This window comes from Pseudoalteromonas sp. MMG005, assembly GCF_018101015.1.
Lineage (GTDB): Bacteria > Pseudomonadota > Gammaproteobacteria > Enterobacterales > Alteromonadaceae > Pseudoalteromonas > Pseudoalteromonas aurantia.
Map to the genome: position 1 here is coordinate 1 of NZ_JAGJEK010000018.1, position 23,217 is coordinate 23,217.

Genomic DNA, 23,217 nt, shown 5'->3' on the forward strand with positions numbered 1-23,217 from the left:
GTAAATAACCTCAGCTCTGGATAAGCGAATTTGCCCAATAAAGCTATTTTTCTCACTCTCGGCGTTGCTTTTATGCAGTAATAGCCCGCTATTACTGCATAAAAGCGCCTTGATATTGAACAAAATACCATCATTGGATTGTACGTAAGTTTATTTTCAAAACATTTTCTATTCCAAAACCCTTATCCAAACCTGAGGTTAAATAGCAAGTCACATATAGACTTTGAAGCAAGTTCAGAGCGACAAAGTTTTGCACTGAAGCAATTTGGATTTTAATCTACGTACTTGGGCGAGATGCAGTTAAATTTGGGCTATTCCTTGTCGATTTAATTAACCTATTTTGATAACTGACCAAATTAAACCTGATATCATAGTGTATTCGTCTCCCTGACGCAGGTCAGGGTCTATTAATGTGTAAATAGCAAGTTATAAATAGACTTTGAAGCAAGTTCAGAGCGACAAAGTTTTGCACTGAAGTAATTTGGGCTTTAATCTACGTACTTGGGCGAGATGCAGTTAAATTTGGCCTACTCCTTTTAAGTCTCATGAAGCATATATTACTATATCAACCTCGATTAAACCTGATATCACAGTGTATTCGTCTCCCTGACGCAGGTCCGGGTCTATTAATGTGTAAATAGAAAGTCATGAATAGGCTCCGAAGCAAGCTTTGAGCAAGGAGCTTTTAGTTTAGTGAAAGCACGGCTGCTTATTGACCAAAGGCTAACGGCTCAATAACAACGAAGAATTTATCGGGATGAAGTCGTCACACGATTCAATGAGTAAATTTGCGGTTAACTTGGTCGCGCCATAAACGGTACTTTTGATTTGATATTGATTACGTAAATGTGCGAGTAAAATGGCAAAGTCGCCATCACCAGATAACAGTATGATTTCATCAACTTTTTTAGCCGCCTCCATCATATCAATGGTAATACCCACATCCCAATCTCCTTTTTTTGAACCATCTTGTCGTTGAATATAGGGCTTAAGCTTCACCTCAAAACCAATTGCTCGTAAAATATTTTGAAATTGAGTTTGTTTATCGTCGCCTTTGTAGGTTGCATAGGCATAGGCGTATTCAATTTGACCAAACTCTTTCGCTTGGGCCCAAAACGCATTGTAATCAAAGTTGCCACCTAAAGATTGTCTACAGGTGTAATAGATATTTTGAACATCGACAAAAATTGCGATCTTTTTCATGGCTAAGCCTAAGTGGTTATTCTTTTAGAATCGGTACCTTATAGTATTAGAAGTTACTTGTCATTAATACGATAAACTTGTGCCGAATAATATTATAAGCCACGGTGTTGGTAGACAAGGCAATTCTTTTGGGCTGGTATGCGGTGGCATTTTTACAATGTTACGACCGCATTAATGTGGAATAACGACACGAAAACGGACCCGTTTAGTGTAAATGTTAAATTGGCCGCTGTAAGCATATTGCAAAGGCTTTGAAAAAGCGCATATATTTGGCGACCAATGCCGCCAAAATAAGGCTGATCACGCACTACACTTTAAATTCACTGACCAGATGATTTAACTGATGCGACATTTCGCTTAAGTTGTGGCTTGAGGCCTTTGTATGCTCCGCCCCAGTTTCTGTTTGACTCGCAACAAGGGCGATACCACTCATCCTATTGGCAATATCACTGGTATTTTGTGTTTGAACTTGGGCAGAGGTAGCAATTTTAATATTTATTTCACTCAATGATTTTACTGCTGAGTCAATTCTTTTTAGTGTGTCGTTACATCTAGAGCCTGTTTCTAACCCTTGTTCAGTTGCACGTTTGCAAGTTAACATTTCGGTTACGGTGGCCGCGACGCCTTGATGGAGCTTAGCAATTATATTTTGAATATCATCCGTTGATTGTTGGGTGCGCATGGCGAGTGTTCTAACCTCGTCAGCAACGACAGCGAACCCACGGCCTTGTTCACCGGCTCTGGCGGCTTCTATTGCGGCGTTTAAGGCGAGCAAGTTGGTTTGTTCTGCCACTTTATTTATCACATCGAGCACGGCGCCGATTTCAGTCGATGATTGCTGTAAATCGATAACCACTTTTTCTGCTTGAGATACGCTTTCTGCCACTTTTTCGATGGCAGCCATATTTGATTGCAAATGTTCAATGCCTTGTTCGGTAAGTTGCGACGATTGTTGAGCGGTTTTTAAAGCATGCTGTGTTTGTGAAAATACCGACTCTGATGATGCGCTTAGCGCCGATATTTTATTTTGTACAGATTCAGTATCGGTATTTTGTTGTTTAATACCGGTTTGAATTTGATTTGTCACACACGCAAGTTCTTCAGCCTGAGAGGCGAGTGAATGGGTATTACCGTTAATATTGTTGAGTACATCACGAAAGTGTTGATTCATGCTGTTGAAGGTGCGAGCCATAATCGTTAGTTCATCATTACCTTGGCTTTTTAATTGAATGGTGAGATCTTTATTTTGGGTGATTTGCCCCATAGTGCGGGTGAGTTTTGTCAGTGGTTTGGTGATGTTTCTGGCAATAACATGTGAAAGCAATACGAGTAAGCCGATATAAAACACTGTTTCAATGACTATTTGGACTAGGATGTCTTGATAAGCTTGGTGAACATCAGCCAAATATATACCGGTGCCAATGGCCCAATTCCAGTGACTTAAGCGGTAAATATACGATGTTTTACTTTCTTGCTCTGTCGATCCAGGTTTTGGCCACAGGTATTGAACGAACCCTTGGTGTTGGAATTTTGCTTTTGCCACAAAATCTGTAAATGCAGATGAAATGAATACCTGTGGGTGCAAAGTCATAGATTGGGCGTTTAGTTTTGGTTTAATAGGGTGTGTGATCATATTCCCCTCTAAATCAAACATGAAAAAGTAACCTGACTGGCCGTATCTGGTTGAGTTAATTAGGTGTTTGGCTTGGCGTTTTTGCTGTTCCTCATTGAGTTCATGGTTGAGCTTTATCGCGTTAATTTGAGAATTCAAAGTCCCAACTAAATTTTGAGCTTGTATTTTTCTTTCAGCGATCATGGTTGCCTCAAGTTTATTCGCTGAGGTAAGTTGAATTCCAATGATGATAATACTTGCGAGTATGATGCTGAGTCTTAGCTTATTTGCCACACTTAATTGGCCCAAAAGGTGATTTACTTTTAACATGATTTACCTTCAACTGATTGAGATTTGATAGCTAATTGAAACAGCATTGTCATTTTGGGGCGCAAGTGTACCCTTTAGCGGTAATAATGAAAGAGGGAACTGAGCCGTTGTTAAGTGTCCACACGGTTAAAGGTAACTATGTTATTGATAATAAATCTCATTATTTACATTATTCAAATTGTGAAAGTATGTAAATGGGGAGCATGCTTTACAATAAGAGTTAAGTTTAATAGTGATAAAGGATGGTTTTATGTTTGATTAACAACCTGTAATTAAGTGAAGGTATGTTTACCTTGAGCCGATTTTAGTGGGGAAAGTTAGTTTTTTATATTTTATATCTTAATGTTAGGTATTAGCATGTTGTGTACTCATAATTGGAGATATATAAATATCCTCTACTCAATACAATACTTTATGGTTGGTTCTTTATGTTGTAAAAAGGTATAGAACAATGCTGCATAGTGATACAACATTGTTTTAAATTCAACATTTGAACTGTACAAATGATAGGGAGTAAGCTCGTCACTGAATTTATTGATAGCAGTGTATCGGATTTCTACCCTAGTGGTTTAAGGGGGGGTTAGTATTTATTTCGAGATTGATAATGAGTAAAACCAGCCCGGTAATTAAAAACATCGCACAACCAGATAAGAGAAAGGGATCAATGAGTACATTGTTGTTAAATTCAAATGTTCCTGCTGAGATTTTCTTCCAGCCCATGAAGTGTTGATTGGCTGCAACGACAGCGCCGAACAATCCAATGACAATAGCAATATATTTGACCATCCAGTGGTATACAAATGGGAGTATAAGTATGATCCCGAGTATCCCAATCACTGTTCTTTGCACCCTACAATATGGGCAAACATACACCGCGCCCATTAACTCTACCAACCATGCAGTTATACTAATTAATATCGCTATAACAGCAACTATTTTTCGATTGTTCGTATACGTATTTAAATCAAGTAATCCCATGCGTTCCCTAATGATTATATTTAAAAGTTAAAAGTAAAGTTATTTCTTATAGTGTTATGGTATAACATATTCACCTTTGGTGCAAAGGTTTGAGCTAATGGATGCAAAGGGAGCTGGTTGGCCAGGGCGGTTCTTATGAAGCGCGGCATAATTTATACGCTGATAAGGTGCTCAAGTGCCGCACAGAGAATTAACATGGCACACCGTCATTGAGAAATACGAATAAGGTACATAAGTGAGTAGACAACCACAGCATATAAATTGAGGTCGCGAAAACCCCTAGTTTTTCGTGCTTAGGATAAATTATTGCATTAAACGCTCGGTGATAGACCAATTTTGCATTTCGACCAAACGGCTTTTAGTTCGTTCAAATTCAAATGCTAACTGTTTACCGACGTACAACAACTGAAGCTCTACGGCACAATGCATGACAACTAAGCAGTGTTGGTCATAATATTCATCCACTAAGGCAATGAATCTTCGAGCTTCATCGTCAAGTTGGTGGCTTTGCACCGACTGTTGTGCTCGTTTATAGCCATCTTCAATACCTTGTACGGTATGTTTATCGTCAGCGAATACACCCATTTGTGGTACGTTCTTAACAAATATAACTGGATAATTTTGTGCGAGGTACATGTAGTCAGCTGTAGCCCTTGGCGCAGAACAAAGCTGCATAAAATCAAAGGCAATTAGGTTACTGGCGCAACATAGCGTTGCTACTTGTCGATTGCAAATATCAATATTGAACACCTGTTTGAATGAGGTGCAGTGCTGGCGTGCATTTTTAAGCGCGTCATCGAATGGTCTAGGATCTTCGATAAAGATATAACTCGGATCAAACCCATGGTTAAACCTGTGGTCGATATGACCATGTACACTCATTAATTCACAGTGTTGTTTTAGTAATTCAATGGTCGGCAGGAAGCGGTCTCGTTGTAAGCCATTTCGGTATAGGTGGTCTGGCTGGCAATTTGATGTAGTGACTAATACTAGGCCATTTTTAAACAAATGTTCAAATAGTCTGGCCATGATCATGGCGTCTCCAATATCAGAGACAAAAAACTCGTCAAAGCAGAGTACCTTGGTTTTGTTGGCCCAAGTATCTGCAATTAATTGCAATGGGTTGGCAGCCCCTTGTAGTTGATTTAGCTCTTTATGGACTAAAGCCATAAAATGATGAAAGTGTAAACGCTGTTTTGGAATGTTATCTAACGTACTAAAAAACAGGTCCATTAGCATGCTTTTTCCACGGCCAACCGGACCATATAAATAAGCGCCACTACAAGGCTTTTGATTAACAAGTTTTTCTTGTAAGCGAGTTAAATAATTTAGGGCGTGCTGTTGTGCAACGTCGTTAATGAGTTTGCCTGATTGAATTTGTGCCTGGTATTGTTGCAGCATTGAGTAGTCTGTAAAATTATTTGTCAGTATTAGAGCATATTCATAGGTATTAACCTAGATGCTTAAGGTTTGAAGTTTTGATAAGGAGGTTATATGTCAGCTATCTACAGCCATATGCGCAATGAAATGGACGCTTTTTCTTCGTTAAGTGATGAAACTTGGCAACGATTTTTATCTTTTTGCCGGGTGATCACCAAAAGCAAAGGCGAACATTTATACCCGTTTTCTCAAATGCCAACGAGTTATTGTTTTCTGCACAAAGGCGTTGCAAGACTGTACGCATGTGATGAGTTAGGCCAAGAGTATAACAAGCGTTTTTTTATTGAAGGGCAGTTTCCAGGAGTTATGAGTGCGCTACATTTGGGCAAAGCAACTGATCAGGGGATTGAGTGCTTAACAGACTGTGAACTCGTGGAAGTTGACTTTCACCGTTATCGCACCTACTTATTTACTAGCAATGAACTGATGGCATTTCAAATTAAATATCTAGAAGCCAATTGGCTATTAGATAAAGACCAGAGGGAAATTTTACTTGTACAACAAGATGCCACTGCGCGTTACCTGTTATTTTTACAGCAATGGCCCACACTTACCAATCGTATTGCCCAGTACCATGTTGCCTCACACCTTGGCATTTCTGCAACACAATTAAGCCGTATTCGAAAGTCATTAAATTTTGTTGAAAATTAGTCGAGGTATTTACATAGGTAAATGAAGTAAGCGTGGCCTATCCATACAATGAATCCACATTAAATGATTGAGGATAATTGTAATGACTTGCTACCCTGATATTTCTACTTATTTAAACTGGCGGTATGCTGTGCGTCAGTTTTCAGATAAAAAAGTGTCTCGACAGTGTCTGGCTCAGTTGCTTACGATGACGGGTTTAAGTGCGTCTTCTTATGGACTACAGCCTTATAAAATTATCGTGATTGAAGACCCCGCATTAAAGAAAGAATTGGTTGCTCATAGCTGTGGGCAAGAAAAAGTTTCTACTAATAGTCACTTATTGATATTTGCTGCGGATATGTCTGATATACGCACTATGATACAACACTATTTCTCGGTGTTTTCACACGTCAGTACAATACCAGCGCCGAAAATGAAGGTAATGGAAGAAAATATGCGTGATGCACTGACCGTAATGACGGCTGAACAACAATTTCATTGGGCAAGTCAGCAGGTAAATATTGCGTTAGGGACATTCCTTGTATCGGCTGCAAGTTTGGGGGTCGATAGCTGTCCAGTTGGGGGCATTGACACAAAAGCGTATGACGATGTTTTAAAACTAGGTGAGCAGCACCTTAAAACAGTACTTGCGTGCCCGATAGGTTACCGCCATAGAAACGATCAAAGTGCTGATGCAGTAAAGGTAAGAAAGCCATTGAGTGAGCTGGTGCTCAATATTACATCATGATGTATGTTTTACTTGCGTGCATTGCTGGTGCGGCGATTGCTTTTCAGGCCAGTATGAACGCGCAACTTGGTGTTTTGCTCAAAAGCCCAATATTGGCAACCACCATGGCTTTTTTTGTCAGTGGATGCTATGCAATGGTGGTTTATCTCTCAACTGAACGACCTGTAATCGACCTGCAAACTGCAACAAAAGTGCCTTGGTATTTATGGACGGTGGGCGGGCTGTTTAGTGTGATTGGTGTTGGCTTAAGTTACTATTTAATACCAAAAATGGGTATTGGAAATCTCATGTCTTTGGTTTTAACTGGGCAACTATTAATGGCCATGATGATTAATCATTTTGGGTGGTTCCATACAGAACCCCTACCAATAACAACCACAAAAGTATTGGGGATCCTAGCTTTGCTAGTGGGTATTTATTTAGTTAATAAAGGGAAAGGGTATGCGTAATTTTTATCTTAAAGAAAACATTCAAAATTTACTGTCATTGTGGCATTGCTATGGTGATGTATCAAAACACCAAAACTTGCGTATTCACGGTCAGTGGCCTCATAAAGTATGGCATGAGCCACTGCTCTTTGATGAACCGGCTAATGTGATCAGGGGATATAAGCGTGATAAACCGCGAGAAAAAAAGGGGGTTGGTTTTGATACTAAAAGAAAGCCGGACTCAAATGAGGCATCTGTGTTGGTGGTAATGCATAAATTACTTTTAGACGATGTTGATATTGGCGATGATAACACGATAAAGATCCTATCAAGTGAGAGTGAGCTAGATCTATGGTTGTCTCTAGGCTGTGCTGGGTTTGGCTATAAAATTGATAAAGCACCAATTGCAAGGGCGTTTATTGATAGCCGTTCTAAGTTTTATTTTATTCTAAACGAAGGCGAGCTGGTGGGGACTGTATTAACTTGGGCTCAAGGACATGATGTAGGCATACATCAAATGACGATTACACAAGCCGGCCGAGGTCGGGGGTTGGCAGGTAAGGCGCTATTACAGCTGGAAAAGCAAGCAAGGGGGAGTAGCGCTAAGTCTATGTCATTACAGGCATCAAAAAAGGGGCTAAAAATTTATGAAAGTCTTGGTTTTGTGCCCCTAGGGTTTCTATCAAGTTATTTGTAGATAGTGAGGTCGGTCTCTTCAAACTCACAGACACTCGTTATAGCAGGGTGTTTTGCTAGGCGTTTTAAGTAACGGTTTAAGTTTGCAAAACTTAAAGGAGGCTTCGTTATCTCGTCTGCCCATATGCATAACATAAACATGTAACAGTCACATACAGTGAATTGGTCATTAATGAGATAATCACTTTCGCCAACTTTATGGTCTAAAATAGCTAAAGCATCACTGATCCGGGTTTGTTGTGTTTTTATTATATCGTCATACATAATGGCATTTTGTGTATGGCGTTCGGGGTAGAAGTACACCATTAACTCATTCTGCAGTGTACCGGTTAAATACATGAGCCACTGATAAAACTCCGCTTTGGCTTTAGGGCCTTCAGGGATCAAGTGCTTTTCTGGGTGCTTTTCGCATAAGTACAGGCATATTGCTGCACTTTCACATAATACAAAGTCATCATCTACTAAGGTGGGTATTCGCCCTGTTGGATTCAAGCGTAAGTATTGTGCCGATTTTTGTGCAACTTTTTTTCTGTCAACGAGTTCAAGCTGAAATGGTACATCTAAAGCTTTTAAAACAAAGTGAGGGGCAAGACTGGCATTACGAGGATAATAAAAAAGTGTATACATAAATTACCTTTGTGATTTGTTTAAGCGTTTCATATGAAACCTAAGCTCCTTTTTGGCAATTTCTAACTTTCAACTTTAGGCTAGCAATTACCATTTAACAAATAATTACGTTCTCCTTTACGTTTTTTGTATCAACAACTATGTACTTAACCCCAGCTCTGGATAAGCGAATTTGCCCAATAAAGCTATTTTTCTCACTCTCAGCGTTGCTTTCATTTGTAATAGCCCGCTATTACTGCATAAAAGCGCCTTGATATTGAACAAATATCATCATTGGATTGTACGTAAGTTGGTTTTCAAAACATTTTCTATTCCAAAACCCTTATCCAAACCTGAGGTTACTTAAATAAAAAATGCCAGCAAAGCTGGCATTTTTTTATAGTGTATTACGGTGTGTAATAAATAGGGGAGTTGGGTCCAACTGGGAAACCAAATCCAAACACCCAAATATAAAACAACGCGACCCAACCAATTAAGAAAAACATGCTGTAAGGCAACATAGTTGCTACTAATGTGCCAATACCCATGTCTTTCTTATATTTGGTGGCGACTGCCAATATTAAGCCAAAATAACTCATCATCGGTGTGATTAGGTTAGTTACTGAATCACCAATTCGATAAGCTGCTTGAATTGTTTCAGGAGCATAACCGATGAGCATGAGCATAGGCACAAAAATGGGGGCTGTGACGGCCCATTGTGCCGACGAAGAACCTAAAGTTAAGTTAACTAAGGCACACATGAGTATGAACAATACAAATACTTCAGGACCGGTTAGATGCAGCGCCTGTAGTAAGGCTGCGCCATTGATTGCTAAAATAGTGCCTAAGTTTGTCCACTTAAAAAAGGCAACGAATTGTGCTGCAAAGAACACAAGTACAATGTACATCCCCATTGAGCTCATTGATTTACTCATTGCATCAATGACATCACGGTCGTTCTTCATAGTGCCAACAACGCGACCATACACAAAACCTGGAATGGCAAACGTAACAAAAATGAATACAACAATGCCTTTTAAGAAAGGAGAGCCTGCGACTGCTCCTGTTTCAGGATGACGCAAAATGCCGTTCTCAGGTACGATTGTCAGTGCCAATAGTGCAGAAACAACGAGTAAAGAGACACCTGCCCACTTTAATCCTGAACGTTCCTTATCTGACAAATGATCGATATTATTTTCATTTAAATCGATACTAGCCTCTTCAGGGTTGTACTTCCCTAATCGAGGTTCGACGATTTTTTCTGTGACTAAGGTACCAACAATAGCGATTAAAAATACCGATATCATCATGAAGTACCAGTTGGCTTCAGGGCCAACTTGGTAGGTCGGATCAATCATTTGTGCTGCAGGCGTTGTGATCCCAGCTAGCAGTGGATCAATTGTACCGAGCAGCAAGTTTGCGCTATAACCGCCGGACACCCCTGCAAATGCAGCAGCCAAACCAGCTAATGGGTGGCGACCTAAGCTATGGAAGATCATCGCAGCCAAAGGAATAAGGACAACATACCCTAACTCTGACGCTGTATTTGATAAGATTGCTGCGAATACGACCATGAAAGTCACAAGTCGTTTTGAAGCGCCCATGACCATGCCACGCATGGCAGCAGATAACATCCCTGAGTGCTCAGCAACACTGACGCCAAGTAGAGCAACCAGCACGGTTCCAAGAGGCGCGAAACCCGTAAAGTTGGTTACAAGGCCGGTGACAATTTTTTGAAGACCTTCGGCACTGAGTAAGCTGACGACTTCGATAATACCATCTGGATCACGACCTTTGGCTCCTTCTGGGCGAGGGTCTATGGCGCTGAGCCCAAACCAGTCGGCAATGCCACTGAATACCACAATGGCCACACAGAACATTGCGAATAAAGTGATTGGATGGGGAAGCATATTACCCAAAAACTCAACGGTGGCTAAAAAACGGTTAAACCAACCTTTTGGTTGTTGAGGGTTATCATCCTTTTGAGCTGTTGTCTCTACTGCATTTGACATAGCTGAATTTCTCAAGTGTAAAAATTGGCGATAAGGTATCACTTTTTATTGCGTGGGTCATTTAGATACGGTGATTTATGTCATTAATGCGTTAAAAAGTTAAGTAATTAAATACGCCAGCATTAAGTTCCAACACATTGCTATGTTAAGTCTGTAGAGGTCTGCTTTGTGTTAAGTCACAATGTGTTCAACGTTTGCGAGTGAGAGTGAGGCAGCTTTACTCATGGGTCGTAACCACCCCCTTAAACAGCAATGGATAGAGGCGAATCCGGTTGCCAATATAATCGTTAGCGCTAATTTGATTACATATTCTTTGTATGTCATTGTCTAATGCGAGGACCCACTCAATGCGTTCTATAGCAAGTAAAAAGCCACGTTTTAAATAAACCTGAGTTTTATAGTATTCACAGTTTGCTTTGATAATGCGCAATTTTTCCGGTTTTACCCTTAATTCGTTGAGCACACTGTTTAGGTAGTCACAAGGAGGAGTATTTATTCTAAGGCGTGATAAGCGTCCTCGTGCGGGTCGTTTTTGATACATAGGTTTAGCCTTGATTAAGATAACGCGAGCGTATCTAGGTACTTAACTTTTTCTAAGAAGGCGTGCTTTTGGCGTTCATGTTGATACTCTAGGTGATATGTATTGTGAAAACCATAGCGCATCAAGACACCACAGCCTTCTAAGTAAATGGTATATCCATCAAAATCAGAAAACGCGACAAGACCATGCGCGTGCTTCTGGTCATTATTTTGTACGCCATGCTTTTGAATAAACTCGTAGACACGTAATATCGTTTTGCTGTCGATGTCATTTTTCATATTCACCTCTTTTACTGTTCATACGTGTTAGAACTCAGGTACGATTAATGTAATCTTAGTTTTCGTTCTTTTTATATGAAAATCCAATTTTTAGGTACTTCTTCAGGAAGTCCGAGTGTATTTAGAAATGTGTCGGCGACAGCCATTGGCTTTGATAAATCAAAAGAGTGGCTATTAGTTGATTGTGGTGAAGGCTCGCAGCATCAGGTCCTCAAAAGTCAATATACCGCGTATCACTTGGGCACAATTTGTATCACACATACACATGGCGACCATTGCTATGGTTTACCGGGTTTATTGGCATCTATGTCTATGAGCGGTCGAAAAGCAGCCGTAAATCTTGTTGCGCCAAAACAAGTAATCGAGTTTGTACATAACGCAATACAGTTAACGGATTTATCACTCGGATTTGATTTGCATACCCATATCATTGAGGCGCTAAACAATAAGCTTGATTTTGATGATTTCGCTATTGAAATTATTAAGTTACAACATAGGGTCCCGAGTTATGGCTTTAAAATCACTGAAAAATGTATTCCCAATAAATTAAGGTTCAATAAGCTAACTCAGCAAGGTATTCCATCGGGGCCCCATTTTAATCAATTACAGCGAGGCTTCGATGTTAATTTTTCAGGAAAGTTGCTGAGCGCTAAAGAATATACGTACCCAAGCTGGCGGCCTCGCGTAATAATTGTATGTGGAGACAATGAAAAACCGGCACTATTGAAACCATACATAGCAGGTGTTGATGTGGTGGTGCATGAAGCGACATTTACGCAGTCCGACTTACATAAGGTAGGCATACATACGGGTCACTCGGATGCAAAAAGAGTCGCAGAATTTGCACAGCAATGCCAAATTCCACTGCTTGTGCTATTTCACTTTAGTGTGCGTTATCATGGGGTCGGTCAGTTAGATAAGTTGCGCCAAGAGGCGGCAACTTATTATGATGGGCAATTGCTATTGGCTGAAGATTTTGAGTCAGTCTCCGTTGCTAAGCATTTCAGCCAGCAATGAACAATCAACCTCTATTTGTTTTGCGTAAACGTGTGCTGCTCGAATTAAATGTGGTACATATTCGGGCAACGTATCGATACACTGTTGCTGGAACTTGAGCGAGCGCCGATCGCCTCGCATATGTGCCAGTGCTAATGTGTAACCACAGCTTTGCGCAAATTGCTGAAGTCCCTGCTTTTGAGCTGCACGCTTTCCTAAGCAAAAATCTTCAGGGTCTAGACCTACTCGGGCATGATGACGAGACCGTACTAACCAGTTTTGTTGTTGCCATAGTGTATCGTCAAGTACGAGGTCAGGTCGACGTTGCATTTTACGTTGACAATTTACGTTGACAATTTACGGTAAGATGCGCGGCATTGAGTTCATTTATGGGGCTAAGTGAAGGGAAGTTATGTAAAGGTGCTGCACGACGCTGTTGTTTTACCTCAACAATGTGGCATAGATTTAATTGGCTTGCATCGCTGTTTACTTGCTTTGGACCCACAAGTAAATAGTAGCGACGCATATTATTTGAGCCAGTCCCTGCATTTAACCGTTCTACGCAATCCAATATTGTATTGTCAACATACGGTGAGAAATGTTTCATTAAATCACTCTTGTGTTGTTCTGGTATTGGCTCAAAGCGCTGTGGATTTGTTTTGAATCGAAGAGGTGCTTTAGTGAGGTCAAGTTCTTTTGCGAGTGTACTGCTCGTTAAAAAAGCTGCACCTCCAGCCATGCGCTGTAAACCCTTCTGCCAGCGTTTGTGCAATATGTGTTCTTTATCAAATTCAGTCAGTGCAGATTGATTATTCAGAGTGCCCTCGATAGAGCGAGCACATGCATGTAAATATTGGTCGAAAAAAGCCAATGCAGCAGAGTCAACTTGCTGTTCTGTAACGAGTGGTTTTTGTCGGAGCTTTAAATCATCGCTATTTTCTTGCAAGTTCTGACAATGCTTTTGGCTTAAATAGAGGCTGACTGTGAACCGGAACAAATCCCAAATCATATTGCCGATACAGGCATCATCAAAGTCATTAGGCGCAAATATTAAGGTGTCGCCATGAGAGCCTTCCTCGCTAATGAATCCAAAATTTCCAGTATGGCAATCACCGACAATATTCGTTAAAGGCAATGTGTACAGCGCCTGTGGTATATCGATTAATCCACACGCGATGTCTTGGTACATAAGAGCGGCACTACCACGGAAAAAGAAAAATGGGCTGCTCGCCATTTTTATATGTTTGTTGATCGAGTGTTCAGGGGTTACCTCATCGACCAGCTGCAGTTGTTCACGGATGGTGTTTTTTCTTATCATAATATGTCCTTTAACCGATGTTCTTAACTAAGAAATTAGCTGTTCTATACCGTAAAAAATACGGAACCACTGTGTATCTGCGTTCATTATTGTATTGTGGTATCTATGTTTAACTATATAGCACTTTGATTTATATAAAGTTACCTTGAATCATCGGTAACATAGATAGACACTTTAGTCACGCTACCTCAGTATTATGACAATTATACGACGTTCAATACATGAGTGAGATCATGTTTGATTTAAGGAGTATTGACTGTCAAAAGCGCTACTGTTATCTGTTTAGCGTGAGCCATACAATAAACAGCGTTGCTTTTGATAAATGAGTAGGTAACTAAAAGTACTTTATATACTGCAAGCCAAGTTTCTGATGTTGCAGTTGACTTGTGTTTACACGGGATAAGCTGAGCGTAATTGAACTATTTTGAGATGGAAACCAACTGATATGCGTATCCAGTGAGTGGTACCCATTTGTTTGCTTAGCTTTACCTGAGTTGACTTCATAACTAGCGATGAGCTTCAAATCACCAATAAGGTCGATGATCACACCCGATTTTGAGTTCACAAACCACTGCGAGTGTTTAATGTCAGAAGTCAGCCCAGTGCCAACAAGTAAGAATCCATAAATGTCTTTTGAGATATTCATAGTTTTACCGATGGCCCCAGATATTTCTAGTAATGAATCGTTGTCTAATAATTTATTATAAGACGGTCGATAACCGATATAGAATTCGCCCGATAACATAGGAAAATACGGGTTATCTTTTCCGTAGCTTTTAACCGAGTAAATAGATAACTCTTCTATATTCACAGCGCCAGTGTCCAAATCAACCTCTAAAGTTGTGTTGCCCATCGTCAGTTCAGACTCACTAAGATATTGCCGATTGTCACCATGAATGAAATGCCCTGTAGGTAACCAATGAAGCTTAATTTTATCCGCGTTCTCCTCATTGCTATATGACAAACCAATACCAGAATCTTGTGGAGTTAAAGCGGGGTGCTTATAGTTTGAAAAATCGAGCCGGTCAGTCTTTTCATTCGGTAAATTGGTTATTTTAGGATTGTGTTTATGGGTACTTTTGTACGGTTTCGAATTTTCGATAACAGTGCGGGCATAATCATAAACGAGAGGGCGTTTAAGTAGTGCTTTGTCAACAATATGTTCAGGCTCTGATTGTAGAGCTTGATCAATGAGTTTCTTATTGGTTGGATCAATCGTATCGTTAAGTGCACTAAATAACCATATTGGGCTTGTAGAGACGTTTGTTTCAAGAACCATTTTATGCTTTAACACCGCTTTAACAATATCGGCAGGGCTAACAAAGATGCTACGTTCTGACATTATGTTTGGCTTGGCAAGAGCAAGTAACTCTAGTGTTAATGTTGCGCAATTAAATGACTGAAAATAGTATGTCATATTTATTTGATTTAATTCCCACAAGTGATATTGAATCAAGGTTTTTTGTGCACTGGAGAGGTCTAATTTAAATTGCCATAGGTTTCTAGACTCTGTATCTCGGTATTGGGCTTTGTCTTTATGAAATGGGCGTACTGAAAAAAAACCAGGCATGCCTTTTATTGTGCTGTCGACAATCAATTTTGCTGGGTTGAGAGTATCAATTTCAGTAAAATAGGCTAAAGAATGTTCGACTAAGTTACCTTTAAAGTTAACACCGCTCGCTTTTAAAAAAATATGCCCCATCATGCTAGATGCAGATGAAAGTACTTCAGATGCATAAACAACGTCTAAGGCATCGAATGGCACATGGTTAATAAATTTTTGCAGTTCAGGGCAGAGTTCTATTTGAGCACCAGTTAATCGAATATTTAGAGCATTTGCAAGATAAGTCACACGAGCTGGAAATCGACACAGCGCAGCTTGTGAATCCGATTTTATGAGCGCTAATGTTTCGGTCAATTCGTTTGCTGCTGAATAATTAGGAAGGCTTAAAAGGAAGCTTGCGTCGGTTATTTGTGCGTTACTGTGCCACGAGTGAATAAGGGTTAACCAAATTGGGGTGTTTGCTATGCGCGTAATTTCGTTTGCCTCAGCTCTGGCCTGAGAAATGAAAATGGAAGAGATTAAAAAAGCTGCATGAATGCAGCTTTTTAGTGTATTACTTAACATGTACTTATTCAGGGTTACATTGTACTTCAACGTCAGAGTAATCCCACATTTTGCCTGTCGATGCATCTGTTGTTGAACCTAATACACCACCAATAAGAAGGTTTCCAAAAAATACAGGCGTTACTTTTTTGTCAATAACAGTAGATTTGTCGCAATTTCCACTGGTGCTATGCGCAACTTTATTTTTACCATCACGAAGAACGATGACAGTGCCTGGTGTCGTGATAATTTTGTCGTCTACACGTACTTCAACCGCTTTATTATTTGAAGAAGTTACATTGATCGTTTGTTGGTCTGAAGTCATTACACTGGCACAGCCAGAGAGTGTAAGGATTACTGTAGCAGACAATAGCGTTTTCATGAATTTTCCCTTAATTTCTTGTGATTTCTAACACTCATATTTTAGAGCGCAGGGAATGTACCTTATAGTTCGGTTTTATTCAATAACTGTGTGGCTTAATCGTAAATATAAGTAAATGAAATATCAATATACACATACATGCTACAACTCTAGTTGGTTGTTTCAAAGCTAATTTTTGTGATTGTTGTGAGGTTTTTTATATTTCGGTCATGTGGGAAGTGAGAGGAATTTATTGTTGTTGTTATTTATTTAATTTTCATGTGTTAACTCTATCGTTAAGGTGTAAAGTGATTAAAAAGTAATAGAGAACGAAGTGCATTATGCAGGATCGTCTTTTTTCCTATAAACGTATCAATTTTCACGTACTATATGAATATTTTCAATATAGTACGTGCATTGTATTTATCTGTTATCTAGCATTCGTACTTTCAAAGATTTTATCGGCAGATGCAGCTACGAAGCCGGTGTATAATTCACCGTCTGGTTTTGCATACCGTAGCGCAAACTCGTAAAAGCAACTTGGAATTTTGAATTCTCCATCAGAAAACTGCACTGGGTGATGGTCAGCCAAAGTAGATGATTGCTCAAGAAGTACTTCTGGAGAGCCTTTGACTTCACCACCTGCAGTATTTAATTCAAACCCTGCATTCTTTAGATTCTGATTTACGGCATCAATTGTCGTGAAGTTATTCAAATAATTAATGCTTACGGTAAAGTGGTTAGCACGATACCCCCAAGCGGCCATCCATGCAGCATATTCACTTTCAGCAAGCAATGCTTGGTATGTGTCATGGCTTACTTGCCAATGGGTACCTGAATATAAGAAATTATCTGCTGTGACAGCATGTTCATCTATTTTTGCTACCATGTCTTTTACAGCTGCTTGTACTGTGTCAGAGCACTTTTCTACTAGCAGTTCTGAAATAAATACCTTCGGTTTAGTCGGATCTGAATGTTCATAGTGTTTGGCATACAGCTTCTTAGCTTCAAAATGGTATTCTCCACACTCTTTATAACCAACTGCGATAAAGTGTGCTGCGAGTTTTTCTAATCCTACTTTTTCCAGATTAAAGGTACGCAAAGCGATATGATCATTGATTACATCATCTTTTTGAGTTGAGCCAAGTAATTCGTGAACTTTGACTGCTGAAGGCGTCACTTCTAAATAGTTATTCCACAGGGATTGAAATAATTTGTCGACATTGTTGTGCATAATGGGGTCCTATATATTGCGATTGATATCGCGTTAAACTTGGTGCGAATTAAGCTCGACGCATCAAGGTTATAATTTAAATATTCTCACGCTATCACCTGAGGTTACATTCAGTGCGTTCGCTACGTTTGGATGTAAGTCTAGAGTGTTATTTTGCGGATGGTAAAGCGCTTCTTCAGTGAAAGTTGCTCTAAAGTCATTGAGCTTCTGATTGGAAATTGCCAGACTGCCGGTTCCGGTTGGCTCGCAGATATTCACTTTTGCCACAGATGAGTCTTGTACCGTTTGAATATTGTGGAGTCTCGCTTCAACGGTGGGGCCTGCATCAAATAGGTCAACATAGCCTCGATGTTCAAAACCTTCTTTTTCTAACAGGCGTAATGCTGGTTTAGTTTTTTCATGCACATTACCAATAACCGCTTGTGCTTTTTCACTCAGTAAGTTGGCGTAAATAGGGTACTTTGGCATTAATTCGCTGATGAATACCTTTTCGCCAAGTCCTACTAAGTGGTCTGCTTGAGGGAATTCAATGCTGAAAAAATGTTCTTGTAGCCATTGCCAAAATGGAGAATGCCCATTTTCATCACTGACCCCTCGCATTTCAGCAATTACCGTATTACTAAACCGATCACTGTGATCCGCCATAAAAGTAAAACGCGAACGGCTTAAAAACCGACCAGCTAGGCCTTTACGATATGGCTCTCGTAAAAACAGAGTACATATTTCACTCGCGCCAGTGTAGTCATTACACATAGATAAAATATCAACCGTGTTATATACGCCAAGTGTTGGGGAGTGGTGTACTGTTTTACCTTGATGATAATGATACAGTGGAACCGTCATACCAACGGCGGCTTCGATGGCGGTTGTACCCATTACATCGCCTGTTTCGCTGTCTTCAAGAACAAATAAATACCCCTCGTCCTGCGGTGTAGATATCTGCTTTATAAAACTTTGCTCTGAGCGATTTATTTTTTCTCTGAGCATGTCATCATTCACAGGTAATGATGTGAAGCCATGGCCAGACTCTTCAGCTATTTGACGTAGTACATCAAAATCAGTGCTTTTAATTGGTCTTAATATATGCATAGTGCAACCTTAGGGGCTCTGATCAAGAGCCCCTAACTGAATTAACCGTTAACGACATCAGCAACAGCAAGCTCAAAGCGTGCTAAACCAGCTTTTAAGTCATCATCAGAAATTACTAATGATGGCGTGAAGCGAACAACGTTCGTGCCGGCGACCAGTGCCATTAATCCATTCTTGGTGCTTGCAACTAAAAAGTCACGCGCACGCCCTGTGTAATCGTCATTTAAAACGGCACCGAGCAGCAGCCCTTTTCCTCTGACTTCACTAAATACTTTAAACTTGTCATTGATGGCAGATAGGCCTTCACGGAAAAGTTGTTCTTTACGTTTAACATCGTCCAAAACCGATGATGTATTTACCGTGTCAAAAGCAGCTTCAGCAACAGCGCAAGCGAGTGGATTACCGCCATAGGTTGAACCATGAGTACCTATTTTTAAATGTACAGCAATGTCTGTTGTGGTGATCATAGCGCCGATTGGAAAGCCACCACCTAGTGCTTTTGCTGTGGTTAAAATATCAGGTGTAACATTTAGCCCTTGATATGCGTATAAGTCGCCTGTACGACCTACGCCTGTTTGCACTTCGTCAAAAATAAGCAAAGCGTTGTGTTTGGTACAAAGAGCTCTCACCCCTTCGATAAAGTCTTTGTTAGGTGAAATGATACCGCCTTCGCCTTGCAATGGCTCCATCATTACGGCACAGGTAGTGTCACTAATTAGGGCTTCAAATGCGGCTAAATCATTGTAATCACAATGTACGATATCAGCAGGTTTAGGGCCAAAACCGTCAGAATAAGCAGCTTGTCCACCCACAGTCACGGTAAAGAATGTTCTACCATGAAAACCTTTATTAAAAGCAATAATTTGTGTTTTATGCTCACCGTGTTTATCAAGTGCAAACCTGCGAGCAAGCTTGAGTGCGGCTTCATTAGCTTCGGCACCTGAATTGGCAAAATATACTTTGTCAGCAAATGTCGCGTCGGTAATTTTTTTTGCGAGGCGAAGTGCAGGTTCATTTGTCATGACATTAGATAGGTGCCAAATTTTTTCCCCTTGCTCTTTTAGTGCATTAACTAAAGCTGGGTGGCAGTGACCCAAGCAGTTAACAGCGATACCACCTGCAAAATCGATATATTCATCGCCTTTTTGATCCCAAACTCGAGAGCCTTTACCTTTTACTGGGATAATTTCTGACGGGTTATAGTTAGGTACCATAACTTGATCGAATAATTCACGGTTAGCTTGCATGACAACTTCCTCTATTTTACTTCAACTACTATTGACCACTAAGCAAACGAATTCATGTGAAGACAACGTCTTTTGGTAAAATTGTTTGGTAACGCAAAAGCGATTTTAGTGTTCAATACTGAATATGTTCTATTTATTAGGACCATTATTACTGGTAATGAAGTAAATATGCAGTGCAAAAATGTACAAATTGATTAAAATAAAAGTCAAAATAACGAAATTAATAGTCAATATGATAAATTCACAAGATGAAAAGCTCATTGGTTTGTTACGAGGTAATGCACGTGCCAGTATTTCAGATTTAGCGAGAAACTTAGATGTCTCTCGTTCTACAGTGCAAAGTCGGTTACTAAAACTTGAGCTGTCAGGGGTTATTAAAGGCTACAGTGTTGAATTTGGCGCAGCCTATATTGCGGGTTTAGTGTCTGCGCATGTATCAATCAAAGTGCGGCAAAAGCTCACTACTCAAACCACAATAGCTTTGAAGCATATCAATCAAGTCAGTGCGTTGTATGCCATTAGTGGGGAATACGATATGATTGCTCTAGTTGAAGCACAAAGCCTTGAGCAGCTTAACCATATATTAGATGATATTGGCAATTTAGATGGGGTCGAACGAACAAATTCATCGGTCGTTTTAGAAACCAAGTTTACCCGTTAAACTTTGGCTATTTACTGTCAGGCAACCAAATACTTGTTCCCGTTGAGGCGATATGATTGACATTGCCTTTGAGCACTTTAGTGCCGACGTTGTGTGACGTTTCGGGGCGACTTACAAGATAGCCTTGAACACATCGGATCCCCATACTTTTGACCAGCTCGAACTGTTCAGCTTGCTCAACACCTTCAGCAACAATTTTAAGTCCAAGTTGGTTACCTAGCTCGCTGATTGAGTTCAGTATTTTATGATATTTCTGATTTTGACTGGCCTGTGTAATAAATAGTTTATCAATTTTAATAACATCAATTGGCAGGTCTGCAAGTGTGCTAAGCGAACTAAATCCAGTACCAAAATCATCAATCGCAATCGTTACACCCGCTCGGCGACAGGCCTCAAGTTGTTCGATGATTTCTTCACTGGCTGTGATAAGCGTTGATTCAGTAATTTCAAGCATCAGTGAACTGGCTGGCAGTCCTGTTTTTTCTAACGTTTGTTCAACCCATTTGGCGATTGGTCGGTGTTTTAACTGAATTCCAGATACATTGACTGAGATTTTGACCTTTTTCATTCCTGCATTGTGCCATGCCGACATTTGACGACATGACTCTAATAATATCCAATCCCCTAACTCCAAGATGAGGTTTGACTCTTCTGCAATCGGAATAAATTCAGCAGGGGGTATCAATCCTTCTATGGGATGATGCCAACGTATTAACGCTTCAAAGTAATCAATTGCACAGTCTTCAACATGTACTATTGGTTGAAAAGATAAATGAAAGTTTTGCGATGCAATTGCAAGTCGTAACTCTTCTAATAGGTAGTGATAGCGACGGATTTTACTGCCCATTTCTGGAGAATAAACTTTGAAAATACCTCGACCGTCGGTTTTTGCTCGATACATCGCAACATCAGCCATTTGCAATAATGCGTGCGGATGAGAAGCACTCTCTGGGTAGATAGCAATACCAATACTCGCGCCAATTTTAACTATTTTATTGCCGAGCACAAAATCTCTTTCGATTTCATTTAAAATAGTTTGTGACACGCGGGTACAAAAACTAGCGTCTTCAATTTTGGGAATAAAAATTGAAAATTCATCCCCCCCTAAGCGAGATAAATTTTGTTCGAGGCCATGGATTGGGTGGATATCTTGAATATCATACTGCTTGACGATGCTGGATAAGCGGTTTGCAACTTGAATGAGAATTTCATCACCAAAGCTATGACCAAATGAATCATTAACTTGTTTAAACCCATCTAAGTCAATAAATAGTAAGCCACAATGTTGGTGCTTTTTTTCGGCTTCTGTTAATTGAATATCTAGATGTTCTAGATAGGCATGGCGATCGATGAGCTGAGTTAATTTATCTTGATATAGGTTGCTATCTGTTTGTAGTTTAATACGATCAACGTTATCTGCTATGACATGGACTGCATGGCTTATTTGCGCTAGTAGTCCACCATGCTGCAAAATTTGAGTTTTGATATCAAGAGATTCAAGTAATTTAGTTACGTCGGTGCGGACCAAGTTTAGCGCGATGTTATGCCTATATTTTTTCCGTTCAGCCCTAAACAGATAGATTAGTGTGAATATTAACATACAAAAACTCACCAAAGCAGTTGGCGATAACAATGTGGTTGTTAGTAATTCTGAGTTTTTAGCGAGTATTAAATTATCGTTATGCTTATCTAAAAGTACGAACGTGTCGTCTTGGTAGGTGAAAAACTGTTGACCAAATATGAATAGCTGATACCAAGGTGTTGGCATTTCTGAGCTTGAATGATCAGCAATTTCAACTAGTGATATATTATTAAATCCCAAGCGAGCATCGACGCAGGTCTTCGAAAAAAGTATGTTAAAAACATAGCCAAATAAAAACGTGCTCACTGCTAAAAAGCTCAATACTTTTAATGTTTTACTCATAATTGGCTAAATCCAGAACCTTAAATTAACTCGCGCTTTGACGTGACACCCTATTATACATATCTAAGCCATTAGAATTATAATCTTTTACACCCTTTTTTCCTTTATTTCAATTAAGTTTACTGCTTACCGCGATTATTGCAAAAGGAATAAACAATACAATGATTGTAGTCAATCTTTAGATAAATTCACTTTACATGAGAAGAGTTCTCACCTAATTTTTAATAACTCTCACAATTTGGTCTATGTTTTGCTAATTATACTAGCAAGAATGAAAATTTAGACTTAAATGGTATTAAATAGCACCTAGTTGGTGCAAATACTGAACTGTTGCACTGTCATAAAGCATAAATATTGTTTTGTTGTAATGTGCAATGATGCCCACCGTTTCCGATTGTTGAGTAGTTAAAAGCACGGCGCAGGGGCAAGGACGTAATTACCCAAAACGATTTATTTGGAGCCTGCTATGTTAACAAAACGTTTTTTTAAGACAAAAGACGAAGCTGAAGTCACATTCGCATTTTCTCACCCTGAAGCAAAAAAAGTGCAACTAGTTGCTGAGTTTACAGATTGGGAACCCGTGACGATGAAGTTTAATAAAAAGGAACGGACGTTTAAGAGTAAATATCGCTTACCAACAGATAAACAGTTCCATTTTAGATATTTGATTGATGGAGAGCTATGGGATAACGACCACAAAGCAGATGCTTATGTTACCAATAGTTTTGGTACACAAAATAGTGTGGTAAATACCCAAAAAACAGCGCTGTAGATACAA

23 protein-coding genes are annotated in these 23,217 nt (G+C 39.7%); 7 read left to right on the forward strand and 16 right to left on the reverse strand.

Going from position 1 to position 23,217, the window contains the following annotated elements:
* Positions 1-723: 723 nt before the first annotated feature.
* From J8M01_RS14845 to zapE, 4 genes are all read right to left on the reverse strand, one after another.
* Positions 724-1,203 (reverse strand): NYN domain-containing protein, encoded by a 480-nt coding sequence (locus J8M01_RS14845; RefSeq protein WP_192510108.1) that lies wholly within the window; start codon positions 1,201-1,203, stop codon positions 724-726.
* A gap of 307 nt (positions 1,204-1,510) precedes the next feature.
* Entirely contained in the window at positions 1,511-3,145 is a 1,635-nt protein-coding gene (locus tag J8M01_RS14850) for a methyl-accepting chemotaxis protein (protein ID WP_211058516.1), read from the reverse strand.
* A 561-nt stretch (positions 3,146-3,706) separates the two neighbouring features.
* Entirely contained in the window at positions 3,707-4,123 is a 417-nt protein-coding gene (locus tag J8M01_RS14855) for a hypothetical protein (protein WP_211058517.1), read from the reverse strand.
* A gap of 303 nt (positions 4,124-4,426) precedes the next feature.
* Positions 4,427-5,524 carry a cell division protein ZapE gene (gene zapE, locus J8M01_RS14860; protein WP_211058518.1) on the reverse strand — a complete coding sequence of 366 codons (1,098 nt, stop codon included), beginning with the start codon at positions 5,522-5,524 and terminating at the stop codon, positions 4,427-4,429.
* Positions 5,525-5,617: 93 nt separating this feature from the next.
* Here zapE and J8M01_RS14865 point away from each other — a divergent pair, with 93 nt between their 5' ends.
* The 4 genes from J8M01_RS14865 (at position 5,618) to J8M01_RS14880 (ending at position 8,066) form a co-directional block, all read left to right on the forward strand.
* Positions 5,618-6,214, forward strand: coding sequence for a Crp/Fnr family transcriptional regulator (locus tag J8M01_RS14865; protein ID WP_211058519.1), 597 nt, complete (start codon positions 5,618-5,620; stop codon positions 6,212-6,214).
* Positions 6,215-6,296: 82 nt separating this feature from the next.
* Positions 6,297-6,941 (forward strand): NAD(P)H-dependent oxidoreductase, encoded by a 645-nt coding sequence (locus tag J8M01_RS14870; protein WP_211058520.1) that lies wholly within the window; start codon positions 6,297-6,299, stop codon positions 6,939-6,941.
* Positions 6,938-7,390: a DMT family transporter gene (locus J8M01_RS14875; protein ID WP_211058521.1), complete on the forward strand. Its 453-nt coding sequence runs from the start codon at positions 6,938-6,940 to the stop codon at positions 7,388-7,390. The genes J8M01_RS14870 and J8M01_RS14875 overlap by 4 nt, the downstream gene beginning before the upstream one ends.
* Positions 7,383-8,066 carry a GNAT family N-acetyltransferase gene (locus J8M01_RS14880; RefSeq protein WP_211058522.1) on the forward strand — a complete coding sequence of 228 codons (684 nt, stop codon included), beginning with the start codon at positions 7,383-7,385 and terminating at the stop codon, positions 8,064-8,066. Before J8M01_RS14875 ends, J8M01_RS14880 begins: the two co-directional genes overlap by 8 nt.
* On the opposite strand, the gene J8M01_RS14885 is transcribed toward J8M01_RS14880, so the two are convergent.
* The 4 genes from J8M01_RS14885 to J8M01_RS14895 form a co-directional block, all read right to left on the reverse strand.
* Positions 8,057-8,692: a glutathione S-transferase family protein gene (locus J8M01_RS14885; protein WP_211058523.1), complete on the reverse strand. Its 636-nt coding sequence runs from the start codon at positions 8,690-8,692 to the stop codon at positions 8,057-8,059. The two genes, J8M01_RS14880 and J8M01_RS14885, sit on opposite strands and share 10 nt — an antisense overlap.
* A gap of 386 nt (positions 8,693-9,078) precedes the next feature.
* Positions 9,079-10,683, reverse strand: a complete 1,605-nt coding sequence (locus J8M01_RS14890) for an AbgT family transporter (protein WP_192510117.1) — start codon at positions 10,681-10,683, stop codon at positions 9,079-9,081.
* A 217-nt stretch (positions 10,684-10,900) separates the two neighbouring features.
* Positions 10,901-11,224, reverse strand: coding sequence for a hypothetical protein (locus J8M01_RS23990; protein ID WP_247671151.1), 324 nt, complete (start codon positions 11,222-11,224; stop codon positions 10,901-10,903).
* A 14-nt stretch (positions 11,225-11,238) separates the two neighbouring features.
* Positions 11,239-11,502 (reverse strand): DUF3081 family protein, encoded by a 264-nt coding sequence (locus J8M01_RS14895; RefSeq protein ID WP_211058524.1) that lies wholly within the window; start codon positions 11,500-11,502, stop codon positions 11,239-11,241.
* A 75-nt stretch (positions 11,503-11,577) separates the two neighbouring features.
* Here J8M01_RS14895 and J8M01_RS14900 point away from each other — a divergent pair, with 75 nt between their 5' ends.
* Positions 11,578-12,519, forward strand: coding sequence for a ribonuclease Z (locus tag J8M01_RS14900; protein WP_211058525.1), 942 nt, complete (start codon positions 11,578-11,580; stop codon positions 12,517-12,519).
* Here the strand turns inward: J8M01_RS14900 and J8M01_RS23995 are convergent.
* The 7 genes from J8M01_RS23995 to J8M01_RS14930 form a co-directional block, all read right to left on the reverse strand.
* Positions 12,484-12,828 (reverse strand): DUF2252 family protein, encoded by a 345-nt coding sequence (locus J8M01_RS23995; protein ID WP_247671152.1) that lies wholly within the window; start codon positions 12,826-12,828, stop codon positions 12,484-12,486. The genes J8M01_RS14900 and J8M01_RS23995 overlap by 36 nt on opposite strands.
* A gap of 1 nt (position 12,829) precedes the next feature.
* Positions 12,830-13,816, reverse strand: a complete 987-nt coding sequence (locus J8M01_RS14905) for a DUF2252 family protein (protein WP_247671153.1) — start codon at positions 13,814-13,816, stop codon at positions 12,830-12,832.
* A gap of 334 nt (positions 13,817-14,150) precedes the next feature.
* Complete coding sequence (locus J8M01_RS14910) at positions 14,151-15,944, reverse strand: DUF4105 domain-containing protein (RefSeq protein ID WP_211058526.1); 1,794 nt, start codon at positions 15,942-15,944, stop codon at positions 14,151-14,153.
* Between the two features lie 4 nt (positions 15,945-15,948).
* A complete protein-coding gene (locus tag J8M01_RS14915) occupies positions 15,949-16,305 on the reverse strand; it encodes an adenosine deaminase (protein WP_210994857.1) in 357 nt (118 codons plus the stop codon).
* A gap of 409 nt (positions 16,306-16,714) precedes the next feature.
* Positions 16,715-17,518 carry a DUF1338 domain-containing protein gene (locus J8M01_RS14920; RefSeq protein ID WP_211058527.1) on the reverse strand — a complete coding sequence of 268 codons (804 nt, stop codon included), beginning with the start codon at positions 17,516-17,518 and terminating at the stop codon, positions 16,715-16,717.
* Positions 17,519-17,587: 69 nt separating this feature from the next.
* Complete coding sequence (astA, locus tag J8M01_RS14925) at positions 17,588-18,607, reverse strand: arginine N-succinyltransferase (protein ID WP_211058528.1); 1,020 nt, start codon at positions 18,605-18,607, stop codon at positions 17,588-17,590.
* A 41-nt stretch (positions 18,608-18,648) separates the two neighbouring features.
* Complete coding sequence (locus tag J8M01_RS14930; RefSeq protein WP_211058529.1) at positions 18,649-19,854, reverse strand: aspartate aminotransferase family protein; 1,206 nt, start codon at positions 19,852-19,854, stop codon at positions 18,649-18,651.
* A gap of 232 nt (positions 19,855-20,086) precedes the next feature.
* On the opposite strand from J8M01_RS14930, the gene J8M01_RS14935 reads away from it, so the two are divergent.
* Positions 20,087-20,515 carry an Lrp/AsnC family transcriptional regulator gene (locus J8M01_RS14935; protein ID WP_192510126.1) on the forward strand — a complete coding sequence of 143 codons (429 nt, stop codon included), beginning with the start codon at positions 20,087-20,089 and terminating at the stop codon, positions 20,513-20,515.
* A gap of 7 nt (positions 20,516-20,522) precedes the next feature.
* On the opposite strand, the gene J8M01_RS14940 is transcribed toward J8M01_RS14935, so the two are convergent.
* Entirely contained in the window at positions 20,523-22,439 is a 1,917-nt protein-coding gene (locus tag J8M01_RS14940) for a bifunctional diguanylate cyclase/phosphodiesterase (protein WP_192510127.1), read from the reverse strand.
* 466 nt (positions 22,440-22,905) lie between these two features.
* Between J8M01_RS14940 and J8M01_RS14945 the strand changes: the two genes are divergently transcribed.
* The gene (locus J8M01_RS14945) at positions 22,906-23,211 is read left to right on the forward strand and encodes an isoamylase early set domain-containing protein (protein WP_192510128.1); all 306 of its coding nucleotides are present in this window, start codon (positions 22,906-22,908) and stop codon (positions 23,209-23,211) included.
* Positions 23,212-23,217 lie beyond the last annotated feature (6 nt).